Origin of the sequence: Pseudomonas agronomica (assembly GCF_025917275.1) — a bacterium.
GTDB classification, from domain to species: domain Bacteria; phylum Pseudomonadota; class Gammaproteobacteria; order Pseudomonadales; family Pseudomonadaceae; genus Aquipseudomonas; species Aquipseudomonas agronomica.
Genome location: NZ_JAOSHO010000058.1, coordinates 1 through 18,082 on the forward strand (window position 1 = coordinate 1; position 18,082 = coordinate 18,082).

Genomic DNA, 18,082 nt, shown 5'->3' on the forward strand with positions numbered 1-18,082 from the left:
CTTGAACAGCGTCGCCAGGGGAATCGCGAAGAATACCCCCCAGAACCCCCATAACCCGCCAAACAACAGCACCGCACAGATAATCGCCACTGGGTGCAGATTCACCGCCTCGGAAAACAGCAGCGGTACCAGCACGTTGCCGTCCAGCGTCTGGATGATTCCGTAGACCGCCATCAGGTAGATGAACTGATCGCTCCAGCCCCACTGGAACAGTGCAATCAGCGCCACCGGCACCGTCACGACCACGGTGCCGACGTAAGGCACCACCACGGAAATACCCACCAGCAAGGCCAGCAACGCTGCATAGTTGAGGCCCAGGGCGACGAAGCCGATGTACGTCACGCCGCCACAGATGAAGATCTCGATGACCTTGCCGCGGATGTAATTGGCGATCTGTCGGTTCATTTCCTGGGCGACCCGAGTGATCAGCGCCCGTTCACGCGGCAGATAACCGCGGACCCAGCGCCCGATCATCTCCCGATCCTTGAGGAAGAAAAACACCAGGATCGGCACCAGCACCAGATAGATCATGATGTTCACCAGCAGCGGCAAGCTGGACAGGGAAAACGTCAACGCCCACTGGCCGAACTTGCCGATCTCACCGCGCACCACTTCGATCGTCTGCAGCACCTGTTCATCCGAGACCAGATGGGGATAGCGTTCAGGCAGTAACAGCAGCAGCGATTGCCACTTGGCGAGCATCCCGGGCAGCTCGTTGAACAAGGTCACCAACTGATGCCAGAGCAAGGGCACGATCACCACCAGGAACACCACAAGGAGCCCCATGAACAAGGCGAACACCAGCGCCACCGCCAAGGAACCCGGCAGCCGCATACGCTCCAGCGTGGTGACCAGCCCTTGCATCAGGTACGCCAACACCATCCCCGCCAGCACGGGCGCGAGCATGCCGCCCAAGGTCAGGACCGCGGTGAACCCCAAGAACAGCAGCACGGCCAACACAACGGCTTCTTCATCCGAGAAGTAGCGCTGGATCCAGTCGCGTAACACTTTGAACATTAAAAATCCTTATAGGAGGGCTGTCGGCTTTCAGGCCTTTTTCAACCAATAACGGTAAACGCCGTTCTCGTCCTCTTCGCGCAGCAGCGTATGACCGGCCAACCGGGCAAAGGTGCGGAAATCACGCTGGGAGCCCGCGTCCGTGGCGGTTACCTTGAGCACGGCGCCACTGGCCAGGCGATTGAGTTCCAACTTGGCCTTGAGCAACGGCAACGGGCAATTCAGGCCGCTGGCGTCCAGTTCGGCATCGTGGGCTACATCATCGGTCATTGCTTCACTCCGCAACAGGTCGTCGAGCCGCCTAGAATATCTGGTCCCGGACACGCTGTCCGGCTACAGTAAGGTCTTTGTCGACTAAGGCTTCGTGCATGACATTTCTGCGCCCCACCCTGCTGACGCTCGCTTGCCTGCTCGCCTCACCGGGCTTCGCCGACGACCTGCCGTCACTTGGCGATGCCAGTTCTGCCATCGTCTCGCCGGAACAGGAGCACCAGTTGGGTCGCGCCTGGCTGGCCCTGCTGCGTAGCCAGGTCTCGCAGCTCAATGACCCGCAACTCAAGGACTACGTCGAAACCAGCGTCTACAAATTGGTTGAAACCAGCCAGGTCAATGACCGGCGCCTGGAATTCATCCTGATCAACAGCCCACAGCTCAACGCGTTCGCCGCACCCGGCGGAATCGTCGGGGTCAACGGCGGCCTGTTCCTCAACGCGCAGACTGAAGGCGAATACGCCTCGGTCATGGCCCACGAACTGGCGCACTTGTCGCAGCGCCACTTCGCCCGTGGCGTGGAAGCCCAACAGCGTATGCAAGTGCCAATGATGGCGGCGCTGCTGGCCGGCATCGTGGTTGCCGCCGCCGGTGGCGGTGACGCCGGGATTGCCGCCATCGCCGGAACCCAGGCCGCTGCCATCCAGGAACAAAGGCGCTTCTCGCGCCAGAACGAGCAAGAAGCCGACCGCATCGGCATCCAGAATTTGGAAAAGGCCGGCTATGACCCACGGTCGATGCCGACCATGTTCGAACGGCTGATGCGCCAGTACCGGTTTGACGCCCGTCCCCCCGAGTTCCTGCTGACTCACCCGGTTACCGAGTCGCGTATCGCCGACACCCGCAACCGCGCCGAACAAGCCAAGCCGGGGGGCATCGAGGACAGCATGCGCTATCAACTGATTCGTGCACGGGTCCAGTTGACGTATGAAGAAACCCCAGGGCTGGCCGCCAAGCGCTTCCGCGCATTGCTCGACGAAAACCCGAAGAACGACGTGGCCCGCTATGGTCTGGCAATTGCCCAGGTCAAGGGCGGCCAGTTGAATGAGGCCCGTGAAAACCTCAAGCCGCTGCTGGCCAAATCACCCAACGAGATTATCTACAACCTGGCCCAGGTGGATCTGGACATCACCAGCAACAAGCTGCCAGACGCTCAATCTCGGGTCGATCGGCTGCTGGCCCAGTACCCGGGCAATTACCCGCTCAACCAGGTCCGCGTCGACCTGCTGCTCAAGCAGAATCGTCCCGCCGATGCGGAAAAAGCGCTGGAGACTCTGCTCAAGAGCCGTCCGGACGATCCGGACGTCTGGTACATGGTGGCGGAGACGCGTGGCTTGTCGGGCAATATCATCGGTTTGCACCAGGCCCGCGCCGAGTATTTCGCGCTGGTCGGAGACTATCGTCAGGCCATCCAACAGCTGGACTTCGCCAAACGACGCGCGGGGAGCAATTTCCCGTTGTCGTCGCGCATCGATGCCCGGCAGCGAGAGCTCATGGAACAAGAGCGGATGGTCAAGGACATGATGGGTTGAATATCCATCAGGCATAAAAAAACCGCCTCGACTCGAGGCGGTTTTTTTCAGCTCGGCTTATTCGGCCAGCTTGAAGGTAATGAAGCTTGCACGCCCCTGACGCAGGACACGCATCGATACCGAGCGGTTCTTCGGCAGCGCCTTGGCGATGTCGGTGAACTCCTTGGCGGAGCCGATGGCCTGGTTGTTCAGGTGCGTAATGATGTCGCCAGGTTGCAGGCCGATCAGTGCAGCAGGACCGTCCTGCACTTCCTTGATCACCACGCCACCCTGCAATTCCAGGGTGCGCTTCTGCTCTTCAGTCAGCTCGACCACCGCAACACCGAGGCGATTGCTGCTGCGCTCGACGCCGGACTTGGGCTGCGATTCGAGTTCTTTACCCTCTTCCGGGATCGCGCCGACGGTCAACTCGACATTCTTGCGCTTGCCTTCGCGGATCACTTCCAGGTTGGCCTTCGCGCCAGCCTTGAGCGCGCCCACTAGATGGGGCAGGTCGGCGGACATGATGATTGGCTGGCCATTGAGGCTGAGGATCACGTCACCCACCTGCAAGCCGCCCTTGGCGGCCGGGCCACCTTCTTGAATCTGCGCAACCAACGCACCGGCGGGTTTCTCCAGCCCGAACGACTCAGCCAGGTCCTTGTTCACTTCCTGGATGACCACGCCCAACCAACCCCGGCTGACCTTGCCCTCGCTTTTCAACTGGTTGGATACATCCATGGCGACATCGATCGGAATGGCGAACGAAACGCCCATGAAACCGCCCGAACGGGTGTAGATCTGGGAGTTGATGCCCACCACCTCACCATTGAGGTTGAACAACGGGCCACCGGAATTGCCCGGGTTGATCGGCACGTCGGTCTGGATGAAGGGCACATAGTTTTCGTTCGGCAGGCTACGCCCGATGGCGCTGACAATACCTTGGGTCACGGTGTGGTCGAAACCGAACGGCGAACCGATGGCGACGACCCATTGACCGGCTTTCAAGTCCTGGGATTTGCCCAGCTTGAGCACCGGCAGGTCCTTGCCGTCGATCTTCAACAGGGCCACATCGGAGCGCGGGTCGGTACCAATCAGCTTGGCCTTCAGCTCGCTGCGGTCGGCCAGGCGCACCAGGATCTCATCGGCATCGGCGATCACGTGGTTGTTGGTCAGGATGTAGCCATCCGGCGAAATGATGAAGCCCGACCCTAGGGACTGGGCTTCACGCTGGCGACCGCCGCCCGGTGAACGCGGTTGCTGCGGCATACCGCGCTCGAAGAACTCGCGCAGCATCGGCGGCAGGCCCTCCAGGTCCGGCATCTGCTGATCCGAGACACGGCGATCCGGCAGCTTCTGCGTGGTACTGATGTTCACGACAGCGGGCGAAGCCTGTTCGACCAATTGTGTGAAGTCCGGTAATTCCACTGCCACGGCAGGAACGGCCTGACCGAGGACCAGCACGGTGGCAAATATGGAAAGGTAGGTTTTCAAGCGTGGTATCGACATACGGCTCCCGTTACGACGAGCATGGTTAAGCGATATGGAGCAAGGACTACCGGAGAACGATACGCCGGTATTATTGTTCCGCAAACAGACAAGGCCAGAGCCGAGCGGCTCTGACCTAATAGAAAAAAATTGGTTTTTTTGCAAATGAAAATGCTGACAGGAAGTTTCGGCATTTCGATCAAGCCTTGGCGTCATCGGCCTCTTGCGCAATCGAGCCACCTGAGCGCTGTGCTATTGGGCTGACGCGACATCGGAGCGCATGGACAGCGCGATCCGTTCCGCGGTGCCAATGGGAATCTCACCTACCACCGTGACCATCATCTCGCCTTGGGGCGTGGTGAGACGACGAGAAACAGCAGCCGTCGGACCCAGCTGGGTACGAGTATCGGTTGCGGTGGCGCCATTGAGCGGTTCCAGGAATACCGAGAAACGAGCGAGCCCGTCGTCGTACATGAGGCTATTGACCTGGATCTTGGTGTCCGGATCATTGCGTGCCACGCTGCTGGTCAGTTCAAAGCCAGGCGGAAGCCAGTCTGAGTGCCAGGTAGTCTTCACGGCGGTAGCTTTATTGGAATCCTGAACGACAGCCTTGCACTCGGCACTGGCTTGCAAGTCACCTTCCGAAGGCTCGGCAGTGTTCAGACGAGTGAACTGGAAGCGTTCGAGTAACTGGCCCTTGTCATTCAGCAACAAGGACTTGAGCGGCAATCCGGTCTCTTTGTCCAGATGCAGCTCGAAGCCATAGCGATGCTGGTCTTTAGGGGTCAGGGCGACAATGACAGCCTGACGCCCGGCCACGCGCGACTTGCCGATAACGGCGAGGTCATACCAATTCTTGAGTTTTTGCGGATCGAGCGCACGTGCAGTGCCATCAGGCGTGTTTCCCAGCCCGGCGATCAAGGTGCCGCTGACGCATTGAGTATGTCCATCAATGCGCATGACCTCCTGTGCCGAACCGTCGAGCTGGAGCAACCGCTCGCGGACTTTGCCATCCTGGACGCGATGCCAGATGTTATGGGTAGAAAAACTACCGTTACGCTCGTAAACGAAAGTGCCCTGGAAGCTCTGCTGTTGCTCGGCCTGACTCAGACGATTGAGCCAGTCCTGAGCTTCTCCGGCATAGGCTGGAGCCACACACCAGCCACCGAGCAGAAGCGAAACGAGAGGTATGGCGCGCATGGTCCTCCTTAACGGTTTTCCAGACTGGCTGCACGGGCATATGGCAGAGCGCTTTCAGTCCCTTTCAACGCAGCTTGCTGGGCATGCTGGCGCAGATAGTTGGGCAGGCGCTGGTCGTGCCAGCCTGGCTGTCCCTGCAGAACCCCGTTGGTCATGGGACCAGCAGCTTCCGAACTTTCGCTGTAGCCGGCCAGAACCGCAGGGCCTTTGACCTGTGGCGTCGCCAGGCTTGGCTGGTTGGACTGCTGCGCCATTTGCACGCCAGCGATCTCATCCTGGTTGTACAGACGCACACCCGCCAACACAGCTACCGTGACCGAAGCGGCAACAGCCAGTCGGCCCAGGCTACGCCATGGTCCGCGGGAAGCTTTCGCCGGTACGGCTTCATCAGCCAATGCAGCAGAAACCGCCGCAGCGATATCCAGACGCGGAAGCAGCAGATCCTTGTGCATGACAGCCCGGGCAATCTGGTAACGAGCCCAGGTCTCACGGGTTTCAACATCGTCAAAGGCATTCAATACCCGACGCAATTCCAATTCGTCCGCTTCGTTATCCATCACTGCGGACAGCGATTCCTGCAGGGCTTCACGACTCATGGCGTTCCTCTCTTGGCTGTCGCCGCTGTCTCAGTTTTCCTGCAACAACGGTTGCAGGGCTTTATCGATGGCCTCCCGAGCGCGGAAGATCCGGGAGCGCACGGTACCCACCGGACATTGCATGACGCTCGCAATGTCCTCGTAACTCAGACCGTCGAATTCACGTAAAGTTAAAGCCGTACGCAAATCTTCAGGCAGTTGCTGGATGGTTCGATGGACGGTGCCTTCAATCTCATCCCGCAGCAATGCACGTTCAGGTGATTCGAGGTCCTTGAGGCCATGATCGCCATCGTAGAACTCGGCATCCTCGGAACTCACATCGCTATCCGGCGGCCGGCGGCCGCGTGAAACCAGATAGTTTTTCGCCGTGTTAATGGCGATGCGGTAAAGCCACGTGTAAAACGCGCTATCCCCGCGAAAATTTCCAAGTGCGCGGTAGGCCTTGATGAAGGCTTCCTGGGCAACATCCTGGGCTTCATGGGTGTCGTGCACGAAACGCACGATCAACCCGAGAATTTTGTGCTGGTATTTCAGCACTAGCAGATCGAAAGCTCGCTTGTCGCCGCGCTGAACGCGTTCGACCAGCTGCTGATCCTCTTCCTGGGTTAGCATGAACACTCCTCGATGAGCTCGAAGGAGGCTTGCATTACCAATTGACCGGGCTTGCAAACATAGACTCGGGCTTTTCGCAAAAGTTCTCCCCCTTCAAAGCAAGTTTCCGGCGCGCTCTGATCCGGCACGCACGAAAAACGCAGCACGAGATTCCCCGGCCGCGCGAATAATCTGTCGCCGGGCCTGTCGGACGAGGATTCAGATGAATCCCTGCACCAACCCGACGCTGTTCCCTTCTGCAGACAACCGTCTATTGAACGTATGCGCTTGGCAAAAGTTCCCACTATTTATCGCTCTTCAACGCGAAGATTTGGCGACCATGACGAGATAAACAGCGTTCTGTCCTCGAAAAGGCCGCGTTGTCGCACATTCATCGAAACCTTGACCCGACGAAGCGCATCGCTTTCCTGTCACACTGGTTTCACATTGCCATGAACGCCCGGCTATTGTGCCGATCCCCCCCTCTATATACTAGTGGGCTGCGTGGCTGCCTGACCCGTCGAAGCGGTGTCTGGCGCTAACCCCGACCCGGGTCGCTTCAAGCGGAAACCATTCGAATGAGCCAACAGTTCCAACATGATGTTCTGGTAATCGGCAGCGGCGCCGCCGGGTTGAGCCTGGCCTTGACCCTGCCTGCACATTTGCGCATCGCCGTGCTGAGCAAGGGAGACCTGGCCAACGGTTCGACGTTCTGGGCCCAGGGCGGCGTGGCGGCCGTGCTGGATGACGCCGATACCGTCCAATCCCACGTCGATGACACACTTAACGCAGGCGGCGGGCTGTGCAATCAGGAAGCGGTGCGCTTCACCGTCGAGCACAGCAAGGAAGCCATCCAGTGGCTCATCGACCAAGGCGTGCCATTCACTCGCGATGAACAGTCCGGCACCGAAGATGGCGGTTTCGAGTTCCACCTGACCCGCGAGGGCGGACACAGTCATCGGCGAATCATCCATGCCGCCGATGCGACCGGCGCGGCCATTTTCAAGACACTGCTGGCCCAGGCCCGGCAGCGCTCAAATATCGAGTTGCTGGAACAGCGAGTCGCGATCGACCTGATTACCGAAAAACGCCTGGGCCTGGATGGCGACCGCTGCCTGGGCGCGTATGTGCTCAACCGCGGCACTGGGGAAGTCGACACCTACGGCGCGCGTTTCGTGATCCTGGCTTCCGGTGGCGCGGCGAAAGTCTATCTGTACACCAGCAACCCCGACGGAGCCTGTGGTGACGGCATCGCCATGGCCTGGCGCTCGGGCTGCCGGGTGGCGAACCTGGAATTCAACCAATTCCACCCTACCTGCCTGTATCACCCGCAGGCCAAGAGCTTCCTGGTGACCGAAGCCCTGCGTGGCGAAGGTGCTCATCTGAAGCTCCCCAACGGGGAGCGCTTCATGCAGCGCTTCGATCCTCGCGCCGAATTGGCCCCCCGGGACATCGTCGCGCGGGCCATCGACCATGAAATGAAGCGCCTGGGCATCGACTGTGTCTACCTGGACATCAGCCATAAACCCGAGGCGTTCATCAAGAGCCATTTCCCTACGGTCTACGAGCGCTGCCTGGAATTTTCCATCGACATTACCAAGCAGCCGATCCCGGTGGTCCCGGCGGCGCATTACACCTGTGGCGGGGTGATGGTTGACCAGCATGGCCGTACGGACGTGCCCGGCCTGTATGCCATTGGCGAAACCAGCTTCACCGGACTTCACGGCGCCAACCGCATGGCCAGCAACTCGCTGCTGGAATGTTTCGTCTATGCCCGCTCGGCGGCGGCTGACATTCTCGAGCAATTACCCCAGATCGCCATCCCGGTCGCCCTGCCCTCGTGGGACGCCAGCCAGGTCACCGACTCGGACGAAGACGTGATCATCGCGCACAACTGGGACGAACTGCGGCGCTTCATGTGGGACTACGTCGGCATCGTACGCACCAACAAGCGCCTGCAACGGGCGCAGCACCGGGTGCGCCTGCTGCTCGACGAGATCGATGAGTTCTACAGCAACTATAAAGTCAGCCGCGACCTGATCGAACTGCGCAACCTGGCGCAGGTGGCCGAACTGATGATTCGCTCGGCCATGGAGCGCAAGGAAAGCCGAGGCCTGCATTACACGCTCGATTATCCGAACCTGCTGCCCGAGGCGCTGGATACTATCCTGGTGCCGCCCACCTACGCCGGCTGAACCGGAGCCGTACCCGCAGGCGCCGATGGACATCCGGCGCCAGCGCGTCGCGGGGCACGCACAATGAGCGGATCCGCCATTCGCCCTTGAGGCGAAATCGCAGCACCACGATCATGGGTAATGCGAGGCTGTCAGGTCGCAACTGCACCGGTTGCCAGCCGCCGTCGATACTCCAGAGCTGCCAACCATCGGCATCACGACGCAAGCCGCGAAAGGCCAGTCGATGGGTCAGCAGCAAATGTCGCGGCAACACCCAGGCGCCATGGCCCAGGCACAACATGACGCCAACGGCTGCGAAACCGGGCGGAACCGCCAGGAGCAGCAATGAGCCCAGGGCGAACGCCTGGGTCACGAGGTACGCCGCCAGCAGTTGCCCGGAGGCCTGCCAGCGGCATTCGAAGCGATTACTTGGGTTGGACACGATCCAGAATCATCCGGACCATGCGTTGCAGTTCCGGATCTTCGGATTCACTGCGCTCCATGAACCAGCCGAACATGTCCTGGTCCTCGCACTCGAGCAGACGGACGTAGCAGGCACGATCGACCTCGTTAAGGTGGGGGTAGACCTCTTTCACGAACGGCACCAGCAGCACGTCAAGCTCAAGCATGCCGCGGCGGCTGTGCCAGTAGAGGCGATTCAGTTCAACATCTTCGACCATGGAGCGCTCCTCAAATAGAGCGCAAGTATACAGGCCCCGCCGTGGCGCAACAGACGGCTTTGTCGGGCACCGACGATCCTTTGTGAACTACCCATTTCATGGGCGCCCCCTTATGATGTCTACCAGACTTTTTACCCTGCGATGACCCATGGCTGATTCCGCATTTTTCTGCACCCTGTCCCACGAAGGCATACTCGCGGTCCGCGGCGTGGATGCCGGCAAATTCCTGCAAGGCCAACTGACCTGCAACCTCAACTACCTCAGCGACAGCCAGGCCAGCCTGGGCGCCCGCTGCACCCAGAAAGGCCGGATGCAATCCAGCTTTCGGATCGTGCTCGAAGGCGACGGCGTACTGATGGCCATGGCCACGGAGTTGCTGGAACCGCAACTGGCGGACCTGAAGAAATACGCGGTGTTCTCCAAATCCAAACTCACCGACGAAAGCCCGGCATGGGTTCGCTTCGGATTGGAAAACGCGGACTCCGTGCTGAACGGGCTGGGCCTGGAGCTGCCGGTCGAAACCGACAGTGTGGTTCGCCAGCAATCCTTGATCGCTATTCGCGTTTCCCCCAGCCGCGCTGAACTCTGGGCTCGCGCCGAGCAGGCCGATACGTTAGGGACACAGCTGCGCGAGCAACTGCCCGAAGGCGACTTGAACCGCTGGCTGCTGGGTCAGGTCCGCGCGGGAATCGGCCAGGTCATGGCGGCCACGCGCGAGTTGTTCATTCCGCAGATGCTCAACCTGCAAGCCGTAGGCGGCGTGAGCTTCAAGAAAGGTTGCTACACCGGCCAGGAAATCGTCGCGCGCATGCAGTACCTCGGCAAACTCAAGCGTCGCCTGTATCGCCTGGAACTGGACGCCGCTGAATTGCCGGAGCCTGGCACCCCGCTGTTTTCCCCTACGCATGGCAGCTCGATCGGCGAGGTCGTCATTGCCGCCCGTGCCGAGCGAAACATTGAACTGCTGGCTGTATTGCAGGCCGAAGCGGCAGAGGATGGCAATTTGCACCTCGGTGCTTTGGAAGGACCCGCGCTACAATTGCTGGACTTGCCTTACGAACTGGACCGCGACCGCGAAATCCAGCGTTGATCGCAACATTTTGTCGCAACACCCTAGAGAACCGAAATGAGCGATTTGGCGGATAAGGTCCAACGGGATTTGGTGGCGGCCATCGATAATGATGACCTGGTCTTGCCAACATTACCGGAAGTGGCCATGCAGATTCGCCGGGCCGCCGAAGACCCGGAAATCAGCGTCAGCAACCTGAGCAAAGTGATTGGCCGTGACACCGCCCTCTCTGCGCGCCTGATAAAAGTCGTCAACAGCCCGTTGCTGCGCGCCACGCAGGAGGTGACGGACCTGCACACGGCCATCACTCGGCTGGGCGTCAACTACAGCAGCAACCTGGCGATTGGCCTGGTCATGGAGCAGATTTTCCATGCCCGCTCCGATGTCGTGGAGCAAAAGATGCGCGAAGTCTGGCGCAAGAGCCTGGAGATCGCCGGTGTCAGCTATGCCCTGTGTCGCAGCCACACGCACCTCAAGCCTGATCAGGCGGCCTTGGGTGGATTGGTCCATCAGATCGGCGTCCTGCCGATACTGACGTATGCCGAAGACAATAACGAATTGCTGTCGGACCCCATCAGCCTCAACCACGTCATCGAGACGATTCACCCGGTGCTGGGCGACAAGCTGCTCAGTGTCTGGGAGTTTCCGGAAAGGTTGGTGAAGCTGCCGGGGTTGTACCTGGATTTCACCAGGGATTCGAAACAACTCGATTATGTCGACCTGGTGCAAGTCGCCGCGCTGTATTGCTACAAGGACACCGACCACCCGTTGAGCCGGATCGACGCGTCAGGGGTCCCCGCGATCAAGAAATTGGGCATCGACCTCGACGATAAGGATCGGTGCGCGGACATTGAAGAAGCGCGGACGATGTTTTACTAAACAGCCCGGACATCGAACCTGAACCTGGCATGAACCCTTTGGCGAGGGCTTATTCCGAGCCAGGGATGAAACTCACCCGTACCTTCAGCCCACCGTCCTGACCGTCGTGAAGGCTGATCTGCGCCAGATGCGCACGGCAGATTTCCCCGACGATCGCCAGCCCCAGGCCCGAGCCGGCCACTTGCTGGTTTCGTCGGTAGAAGCGCTGGAACACCCGTTCCCGTTCAGTCTCAGGAATACCAGGACCGTCATCCTCGACTTCCAGCACCGCCGGAGCGACGACCCGCAGGATGACGTTGCCACCCGACGGTGTATGGGCCAGCGCGTTATCCACCAGATTGCTCAACAGCTCGTTCAATAAGGTCGGCTCGCCCCGTAACCAGACCGGCTCGTCGGCTTCCAGGGCCAACGCGACACCACGGGCATGTGCCAGCGGGGCCATGGCCATGCCCAGCTCACGGGCCAATTGGCTCAGGTCGAGCAATTGCGCACCGCCTTCGGCAATCGCCCGGGCGCCGTTTTCCACTCGCGCCAGTGACAACAATTGATTCGCCAGATGGGTCAGGCGGTCGGTGCCCTGGGCCGCGGTTTCGAGGGTTTCACGCCAGGTCGCCGGTTCGCTGGCACGCAAGCCCAATTCCAGGCGCGCCTTCAGGGCGGCCAGGGGCGTGCGCAGCTCATGGGCGGCATCGGCAATGAATTGCGCCTGCCGTTCGAACTGGCCGCGCAGGCGTTCGGTGAAATGATTGAGCGCTCGGACAAGGGGCCACAACTCATGCTGGACCTCCACCAGCGGCAGCGGCCGCAAATCGTCTGGCTGGCGCTCTTCCACCGCCGTACGCAGGCGCTCCAGCGGACGCAACGCGGCGCTGACCGCGAACCACACCAGCAATAATGCACCGACGGCCAGCATGCCCAATCGCAACAAGGTATCGGCCATCAGCCCACGGGCCATGCTGATCCGCGCTTCTTCGGTTTCCGCCACGCGGATCTCCGCCATGCCGTTCATTTCCGGCTCGCTCACGGCCTTGAGCAAGCTGACCACGCGTACATCCTGACCTTGATAACGCGCGTTGTAGAAACGTGCCAGCGCCGGATAATCGTCGGTGCGCGGCGTACCGGGCGGCGGGCCGGGGAGATTTTCGTAACCGGAAATCAGCTGTTGGTGGATGTCGTTGACCTGGTAGTAGATACGTCCGGCGCTGTCATAGGCAAAAGTGTCCAAGGCCACGTAAGGCACGTCCGCGCTGAGCGTACCGTCTCGCTGTGAAAGGCCGGCGGCAATGGTCCGGGCCGAGGCCAGCAGCGTTCGGTCATAGGCGGTATCGGCGGCTTCGCGGCCGTTCCAATAGGCGCTCAGGCCACTGGCGAGCATGAGCACCACCAGCAGCGATGCCAGGTTGCGCAGCAGCCGCCAGCGCAGGCTGTCGGGCTTATGCATCACGGGCTTCCAACAGGTAGCCCAACCCCCGGAATGTCACGATCGCCACGGCGTGGCCGTCGAGCTTCTTGCGCAAGCGATGCACATAGATCTCGATGGCGTCGGGGCTCGCCTCTTCGTCCAGGCCAAAGACCTGGGCCGCCAATTGCTCCTTGCTCATCACCCGCCCCGGACGGGCGATCAATGCCTCCAGGACCGCCTGTTCGCGGGAGGTCAATGTCATCAGTTCATCGTCGAGGGTAAAGCGGCGGGTGTCCAGGTCGTAGACCAGTCCTCCGCAGCGCTGCTGGCGTTCGCCACCCAGCACGCTACGGCGCAACAGCGCCTTGACCCGCGCTTCCAGCTCGGTGAGTTCGAACGGCTTGGCCAGGTAATCATCCGCCCCGAGATTCAGCCCATGGACGCGATCCTTGACGTCGCTGCGAGCGGTCAGCATCAGGACCGGCGTGGTCTTGCCCCGGGCTCGCAGGCGCGCCAGCACCTCGAAACCGTCCAGGCGCGGCAGCCCGACATCGAGGACCACCACAGCGTATTCCTCGCTGCCCAAGGCCAGGTCGGCGGCCACGCCATCATGCAGCACGTCCACGGTCAAACCGGTGCTCTTGAGAGCCTGGGCGACACTTTCGGCGAGTTGCAGATGGTCTTCGACGAGCAGAACACGCATGGTTTTTCCTCGATTCAAGGGATGGCCGGCGCCATTCTTTGGCGCGGAGTTTACAGCCGCATCCGCAACTGTGAAGCCCAAAAAACATCCTGAAAGCTTTTGAAAGGTTAGCGAAAGGTTGGGCCGCTAGAGTCGCTCCACGGACAGTTTCGACTGCCGGTCGCGAAACACCTCGCGAAACGAAAAACGCCTCGAAGCGTTTTCGCCGAATAAAAACAATAAGCGGAGTATTCATCATGCTGTCCCTGCAGCTCCTGGCTTCAATGCCCACCCGCCTTTCCTGCCCCAACCACACTACCCTTGCCTATGCCGCTGCGCAGAGCGAACTGCCGCGTCGTTGAAACGCGTTTGCGGGGTCTGCACCGTACCTGTTCTGCGAAGCCTGACTTGAAACACAAAACAACAACTCCTGTGGAGACAAAAATGAACCTAGCACTGCGCAAAGTAGCCCTCGCCGTCGGATGCCTGATGCTCGCCGGGCCAACGCTCGCCGCTGATGCAGCCAAAGAACCGAAGCGCCCCGAGTGCATCGCCCCCGCCGCTCCCGGTGGCGGTTTCGACTTGACCTGCAAATTGGCGCAAAGCGCACTGGTCAACGAAAAACTGCTGACCAAGCCAATGCGCGTCACCTACATGCCCGGCGGTGTCGGCGCGGTGGCGTACAACGCGGTGGTTGCCCAGCGTCCGGCAGACGCCGGCACGCTGGTGGCCTGGTCCAGCGGTTCGCTGTTGAACCTGGCGCAAGGCAAGTTCGGCCGTTTTGATGAAAGCAACGTGCGCTGGCTCGCTGCCGTCGGCACCAGCTACGGCGCCATCGCCGTGAAAAGCGATTCGCCCTACAAAAATCTCGACGACCTGGTACAGGCCCTGAAGAAAGACCCGAGCAAGGTGGTCATCGGTTCCGGCGGCACCGTCGGTAGCCAGGACTGGATGCAGACCGCGCTGATTGCCAAAGCCGCCGGCATCAACCCTCGCGACCTGCGTTACGTCGCGCTCGAAGGCGGCGGCGAAATCGCCACCGCCCTGCTTGGCGGTCATATCCAAGTGGGCAGTACCGACATCTCCGACTCCATGCCGCACATCCTGAGTGGCGACATGCGTCTGCTGGCGGTGTTCTCCGATAAACGCCTGGACGAGCCGGAAATGAAAGACATTCCGACCGCCGTGGAACAAGGCTACGACATCCGCTGGCCGGTGGTACGTGGCTTCTACCTGGGCCCGAAAGTCACCGATGAAGAATACGAATGGTGGAAAAACGCCTTCGACAAGCTGCTGGCCTCCGAAGAGTTCGCCAAGCTGCGCGACCAGCGCGAACTGTTCCCGTTCGCCATGACCGGCCCGGAACTGGACGCCTATGTGAAAAAGCAGGTAGCCGACTACAAGGTGCTGGCCAAAGAGTTCGGCCTGATTCAGTAATCGCCTCTGTTCTCGTGGTGGCGCTGAGCTGAACTCGGCGCCACCCAGGAGTTTGTCATGCTCACCATCCAACGTATTTTTGCCTCGGTGTTGCTGCTGGCGTGCATCGGCCTGGCGCTGATGGCCTGGCCGTATCAGGCACCGTTTTCCTACGAGCCGGTCGGCCCGCGCGCCTTCCCCTTGCTGATGCTTGGGCTGATGGGGTTGGCGTTGCTGTACATGGTGTTCCGCCCCGCGCCCATCGTGCACAGTGATGAAGATCCACAACTGGACCGCGAAACCCTGCAGAAAATCGGCATTTGCGTGGTCCTGCTGCTGGTTTTCGCCGGAACGTTCGAACCCCTGGGGTTCATCCTCTCCAGCATTCTCATCGGTGTGCCGATGGCGCGCCTGTACGGCGGTCGCTGGGTGCCGAGCGTGGTGATCATCAGCCTGATGGCCATTGGTCTTTATCTGTTGTTCGACAAGCTGATGGACGTGCCGCTGCCCTTGGGCCTGCTCGACGTCCTGGAGAATTGATATGGATACCCTGAATTATCTCGGCCAGGGTTTTGGCGTTGCATTGACCCCGTACAACCTGGTAACGGCGTTGAGCGGCACGCTGATCGGCACCGTGGTAGGCCTGCTGCCGGGCCTGGGTCCGATCAACGGTGTGGCGCTGTTGATCCCGATTGCCTTCGCCCTGGGGCTGCCGCCGGAATCGGCACTGATCCTGCTGGCGGCGGTGTACCTGGGTTGCGAATACGGCGGGCGTATCAGCTCGATCCTGCTCAACATCCCGGGCGAAGCCTCCACCGTGATGACCACCCTCGACGGTTACCCGATGGCTCGCCAGGGCTTGGCCGGGGTGGCGTTGTCGCTGTCGGCGTGGAGTTCGTTCATCGGCGCGCTCATCGCCACCTGCGGCATGGTGTTGTTCGCACCGTTGCTGGCCAAATGGGCGATTGCCTTCGGCCCGGCGGAATATTTCGTCCTGATGGTGTTCGCCATCGTCTGCCTGGGCGGCATGGCCGGTGATCGTCCGCTCAAGACCTTTATCGCGGCGCTGATCGGCCTGTTCCTGTCCAGCGTCGGGATTGACGCCAACAGCGGTGTCTACCGCTTCACCGGCGATAATATCCACCTGACCGACGGCATCCAGTTCGTCGTACTGGTGCTGGGCCTGTTCTCCATCAGCGAGATCCTGTTGCTGCTGGAAAAAACCCACCGTGGCCAGGAAGCGGTGAAGGCCACCGGGCGAATGATGTTCAACTTCAAGGAAGCGGCGTCGGTATTCGTCGTCAACCTGCGCTGTGGCGTGCTGGGCTTCATCATGGGTGTGTTGCCGGGCGCCGGTGCGACGCTGGCCAGCGCCGTGGCCTACATGACCGAAAAACGTATCGCCGGCGCCACCGGCACGTTTGGCCAGGGTGACAAGCGCGGCCTCGCGGCCCCGGAAACCGCCATTGGTGGCGCCGCCTGCGGTGCGCTGGTGCCGATGCTGACCCTCGGCGTTCCCGGCTCGGGCACCACGGCGGTGATGATCGGCGCGCTGTCGCTGTACAACATCACTCCCGGTCCGCTGTTGTTCCAACAACAACCGGATATCGTCTGGGGCCTGATCGCCTCGTTGTTCGTCGCCAACGTCATGCTGGTGATCCTCAACATCCCGATGATCCGCATCTTCACCCGTATCCTGGCCGTGCCGAACTGGGCGCTCGTTCCGGTGATCGCAATCATCACTGGGATCGGTGTCTATGCGGTGCACGCCACCACGTTCGACCTGTTCCTGATGATCGGCATTGGTATCTTCGGCTATATCCTGCGCAAGCTGGAATTCCCGCTGTCGCCGGTCCTGCTGGGCTTCATCCTCGGCGGGCTGATGGAGCAGAACCTGCGCCGTGCGCTGTCGATCTCCAACGGTGCGTTGGAAATCCTCTGGTCGAGCCCGATCACCTTCGGTTGCTGGATCCTGACCGCGATCATGTTGTTCATGCCACTGCTGCGAATCTGGCGTCGTCGCAGCGCCCAGCGGCGTGCCCTGGCCGATGTCTGAGGCAACAACTTTCAGGCATTGGTGGGGAACCCCGCTGGTCGGCCTGGCCGGCGGTTATCTGGCCAGCCTGATCGGCTGGCCCTTGCCCTGGATGGTCGGCTCGCTGCTGGCGATCATCCTGGTGCGCTGCCTGACGCCGTGGCAATTGAAGGAAATCCCCGGCGGCCGCAAATGCGGCCAATGGGTGGTGGGCATCGGTATCGGCCTGCACTTCACGCCGCTGGTGATGGAGCAAGTCCTTAGCCACTTCGGCCTGATCTTCTTTGGCGCGCTGATCACCAGCGTATCCAGCGTCGTGAGCGTGTGGCTGATGCGCCGCACCGGCGAAGACCGCGCCACCGCGTTCTTCTCCAGCATGCCGGGCGGCTCGGGTGAAATGGTCAACCTTGGCGCCCGCAACGGGGCGATGCTCAGCCATGTTGCCGCGGGCCAGAGCCTGCGGGTCCTGGTGGTGGTGCTGTGCGTGCCGGCCGCGTTCAAGTACCTGTTGGGCGATGGCACCCCGGTGCAACACGCCACTGCGGTGGACTGGTTGTGGCTGGCGGTCCTGTTCCCGGCGGGCGCCCTGCTCGCCTGGATCTGGGAACGCTTGCGCCAGCCCAACCCATGGCTGTTCGGTCCGCTGCTGGTCAGCGCGGCGGTGAGCATTGGCTGGGACCTGCACATCGGCCTGCCCCACGGCGCCAGCCAGGTCGGCCAGTGGTTGATCGGCAGCGGATTGGGTTGCCATTTCAACCGGCAGTTCTTCCGTCGCGCACCTTCGTTCATGGGACGCACGCTGGTTGGCACGGTATTGACGATGCTGATCGCAACGCTTGCGGCCCTGGGCCTGAGCACCCTGACCCAACTGGATTTGCGTTCGCTGACATTGGGCATGATGCCCGGTGGCATCGCCGAAATGAGCCTGACGGCGGAAACGCTGCAATTGTCGGTTCCGTTGGTCACCGCGTTGCAGGTGATGCGGCTGCTGTTCGTGCTGTTTCTGGCGGAGCCGTTGTTCAGGTATTGGATGCGCAGGCCTGGTTCGGACTTGTAGACCGAGTTGCCCCCT

General features: G+C 60.9%; 18 protein-coding genes. 8 read left to right on the plus strand and 10 right to left on the minus strand.

The window, feature by feature from the left end:
- On the minus strand, positions 1 to 1,017 hold a 1,017-nt coding region (locus OC610_RS07220), incomplete at its 3' end, for an AI-2E family transporter (protein WP_264427204.1).
- Between the two features lie 30 nt (positions 1,018 to 1,047).
- Positions 1,048 to 1,287: a sulfurtransferase TusA family protein gene (locus OC610_RS07225; RefSeq protein WP_181286680.1), complete on the minus strand. Its 240-nt coding sequence runs from the start codon at positions 1,285 to 1,287 to the stop codon at positions 1,048 to 1,050.
- Between the two features lie 98 nt (positions 1,288 to 1,385).
- On the opposite strand from OC610_RS07225, the gene OC610_RS07230 reads away from it, so the two are divergent.
- Positions 1,386 to 2,819, plus strand: a complete 1,434-nt coding sequence (locus OC610_RS07230) for a M48 family metalloprotease (protein ID WP_198797139.1) — start codon at positions 1,386 to 1,388, stop codon at positions 2,817 to 2,819.
- Between the two features lie 57 nt (positions 2,820 to 2,876).
- Here OC610_RS07230 and OC610_RS07235 read toward each other — a convergent pair whose 3' ends face one another.
- The 4 genes from OC610_RS07235 to rpoE form a co-directional block, all read right to left on the minus strand.
- The gene (locus OC610_RS07235; RefSeq protein WP_030141216.1) at positions 2,877 to 4,307 is read right to left on the minus strand and encodes a DegQ family serine endoprotease; all 1,431 of its coding nucleotides are present in this window, start codon (positions 4,305 to 4,307) and stop codon (positions 2,877 to 2,879) included.
- 231 nt (positions 4,308 to 4,538) lie between these two features.
- Positions 4,539 to 5,486, minus strand: coding sequence for a MucB/RseB C-terminal domain-containing protein (locus tag OC610_RS07240; RefSeq protein WP_264427205.1), 948 nt, complete (start codon positions 5,484 to 5,486; stop codon positions 4,539 to 4,541).
- 8 nt (positions 5,487 to 5,494) lie between these two features.
- Entirely contained in the window at positions 5,495 to 6,082 is a 588-nt protein-coding gene (locus OC610_RS07245) for a sigma-E factor negative regulatory protein (protein WP_030138292.1), read from the minus strand.
- 30 nt (positions 6,083 to 6,112) lie between these two features.
- A complete protein-coding gene (gene rpoE, locus OC610_RS07250; protein ID WP_003172477.1) occupies positions 6,113 to 6,694 on the minus strand; it encodes an RNA polymerase sigma factor RpoE in 582 nt (193 codons plus the stop codon).
- A gap of 557 nt (positions 6,695 to 7,251) precedes the next feature.
- Between rpoE and nadB the strand changes: the two genes are divergently transcribed.
- Positions 7,252 to 8,868, plus strand: a complete 1,617-nt coding sequence (gene nadB, locus OC610_RS07255; protein WP_264427206.1) for an L-aspartate oxidase — start codon at positions 7,252 to 7,254, stop codon at positions 8,866 to 8,868.
- On the opposite strand, the gene OC610_RS07260 is transcribed toward nadB, so the two are convergent.
- Positions 8,837 to 9,289: a protein YgfX gene (locus tag OC610_RS07260; protein ID WP_264427207.1), complete on the minus strand. Its 453-nt coding sequence runs from the start codon at positions 9,287 to 9,289 to the stop codon at positions 8,837 to 8,839. The genes nadB and OC610_RS07260 overlap by 32 nt on opposite strands.
- On the minus strand, positions 9,273 to 9,527 hold the full coding sequence (locus OC610_RS07265) for an FAD assembly factor SdhE (protein WP_003184348.1): 255 nt from the start codon (positions 9,525 to 9,527) through the stop codon (positions 9,273 to 9,275). The genes OC610_RS07260 and OC610_RS07265 overlap by 17 nt, the downstream gene beginning before the upstream one ends.
- A 148-nt stretch (positions 9,528 to 9,675) precedes the next feature.
- Between OC610_RS07265 and ygfZ the strand changes: the two genes are divergently transcribed.
- Together ygfZ and OC610_RS07275 are read left to right on the plus strand one after the other, a co-directional pair.
- Positions 9,676 to 10,617 carry a CAF17-like 4Fe-4S cluster assembly/insertion protein YgfZ gene (gene ygfZ / locus OC610_RS07270; RefSeq protein ID WP_264427208.1) on the plus strand — a complete coding sequence of 314 codons (942 nt, stop codon included), beginning with the start codon at positions 9,676 to 9,678 and terminating at the stop codon, positions 10,615 to 10,617.
- A gap of 36 nt (positions 10,618 to 10,653) precedes the next feature.
- Positions 10,654 to 11,475 (plus strand): HDOD domain-containing protein, encoded by an 822-nt coding sequence (locus tag OC610_RS07275; RefSeq protein WP_264427209.1) that lies wholly within the window; start codon positions 10,654 to 10,656, stop codon positions 11,473 to 11,475.
- Between the two features lie 49 nt (positions 11,476 to 11,524).
- Here OC610_RS07275 and OC610_RS07280 read toward each other — a convergent pair whose 3' ends face one another.
- Both OC610_RS07280 and OC610_RS07285 read right to left on the minus strand, forming a co-directional pair.
- Positions 11,525 to 12,916 (minus strand): sensor histidine kinase, encoded by a 1,392-nt coding sequence (locus OC610_RS07280; protein ID WP_030138297.1) that lies wholly within the window; start codon positions 12,914 to 12,916, stop codon positions 11,525 to 11,527.
- Positions 12,909 to 13,580 (minus strand): response regulator, encoded by a 672-nt coding sequence (locus tag OC610_RS07285; protein WP_264427210.1) that lies wholly within the window; start codon positions 13,578 to 13,580, stop codon positions 12,909 to 12,911. Before OC610_RS07285 ends, OC610_RS07280 begins: the two co-directional genes overlap by 8 nt.
- Positions 13,581 to 14,003: 423 nt before the next feature.
- Here OC610_RS07285 and OC610_RS07290 point away from each other — a divergent pair, with 423 nt between their 5' ends.
- From OC610_RS07290 to OC610_RS07305, 4 genes are read left to right on the plus strand one after another with little or no spacing between them, the layout of a single operon-like run.
- Positions 14,004 to 14,996, plus strand: a complete 993-nt coding sequence (locus tag OC610_RS07290; RefSeq protein WP_264427211.1) for a Bug family tripartite tricarboxylate transporter substrate binding protein — start codon at positions 14,004 to 14,006, stop codon at positions 14,994 to 14,996.
- Between the two features lie 57 nt (positions 14,997 to 15,053).
- Positions 15,054 to 15,515 carry a tripartite tricarboxylate transporter TctB family protein gene (locus tag OC610_RS07295; RefSeq protein WP_030138300.1) on the plus strand — a complete coding sequence of 154 codons (462 nt, stop codon included), beginning with the start codon at positions 15,054 to 15,056 and terminating at the stop codon, positions 15,513 to 15,515.
- Between the two features lies 1 nt (position 15,516).
- Complete coding sequence (locus OC610_RS07300; RefSeq protein WP_264427212.1) at positions 15,517 to 17,031, plus strand: tripartite tricarboxylate transporter permease; 1,515 nt, start codon at positions 15,517 to 15,519, stop codon at positions 17,029 to 17,031.
- Complete coding sequence (locus tag OC610_RS07305; RefSeq protein ID WP_264427213.1) at positions 17,024 to 18,067, plus strand: AbrB family transcriptional regulator; 1,044 nt, start codon at positions 17,024 to 17,026, stop codon at positions 18,065 to 18,067. The genes OC610_RS07300 and OC610_RS07305 overlap by 8 nt, the downstream gene beginning before the upstream one ends.
- Positions 18,068 to 18,082 lie beyond the last annotated feature (15 nt).

Excerpts from the sequence above, each read along its gene's own strand:
- OC610_RS07305 (WP_264427213.1), top strand. The coding sequence starts at position 17,024 with ATGTCTGAGGCAACAACTTTCAGGCATTGGTGGGGAACCCCGCTGGTC.
- OC610_RS07240 (WP_264427205.1), bottom strand. The coding sequence starts at position 5,486 with ATGCGCGCCATACCTCTCGTTTCGCTTCTGCTCGGTGGCTGGTGTGTG.
- OC610_RS07265 (WP_003184348.1), bottom strand. The coding sequence starts at position 9,527 with ATGGTCGAAGATGTTGAACTGAATCGCCTCTACTGGCACAGCCGCCGC.
- ygfZ (WP_264427208.1), top strand. The coding sequence starts at position 9,676 with ATGGCTGATTCCGCATTTTTCTGCACCCTGTCCCACGAAGGCATACTC.
- OC610_RS07285 (WP_264427210.1), bottom strand. The coding sequence starts at position 13,580 with ATGCGTGTTCTGCTCGTCGAAGACCATCTGCAACTCGCCGAAAGTGTC.
- OC610_RS07275 (WP_264427209.1), top strand. The coding sequence starts at position 10,654 with ATGAGCGATTTGGCGGATAAGGTCCAACGGGATTTGGTGGCGGCCATC.
- OC610_RS07280 (WP_030138297.1), bottom strand. The coding sequence starts at position 12,916 with ATGCATAAGCCCGACAGCCTGCGCTGGCGGCTGCTGCGCAACCTGGCA.
- OC610_RS07230 (WP_198797139.1), top strand. The coding sequence starts at position 1,386 with ATGACATTTCTGCGCCCCACCCTGCTGACGCTCGCTTGCCTGCTCGCC.
- nadB (WP_264427206.1), top strand. The coding sequence starts at position 7,252 with ATGAGCCAACAGTTCCAACATGATGTTCTGGTAATCGGCAGCGGCGCC.
- OC610_RS07300 (WP_264427212.1), top strand. The coding sequence starts at position 15,517 with ATGGATACCCTGAATTATCTCGGCCAGGGTTTTGGCGTTGCATTGACC.
- OC610_RS07245 (WP_030138292.1), bottom strand. The coding sequence starts at position 6,082 with ATGAGTCGTGAAGCCCTGCAGGAATCGCTGTCCGCAGTGATGGATAAC.
- OC610_RS07290 (WP_264427211.1), top strand. The coding sequence starts at position 14,004 with ATGAACCTAGCACTGCGCAAAGTAGCCCTCGCCGTCGGATGCCTGATG.
- OC610_RS07225 (WP_181286680.1), bottom strand. The coding sequence starts at position 1,287 with ATGACCGATGATGTAGCCCACGATGCCGAACTGGACGCCAGCGGCCTG.
- OC610_RS07235 (WP_030141216.1), bottom strand. The coding sequence starts at position 4,307 with ATGTCGATACCACGCTTGAAAACCTACCTTTCCATATTTGCCACCGTG.
- rpoE (WP_003172477.1), bottom strand. The coding sequence starts at position 6,694 with ATGCTAACCCAGGAAGAGGATCAGCAGCTGGTCGAACGCGTTCAGCGC.
- OC610_RS07295 (WP_030138300.1), top strand. The coding sequence starts at position 15,054 with ATGCTCACCATCCAACGTATTTTTGCCTCGGTGTTGCTGCTGGCGTGC.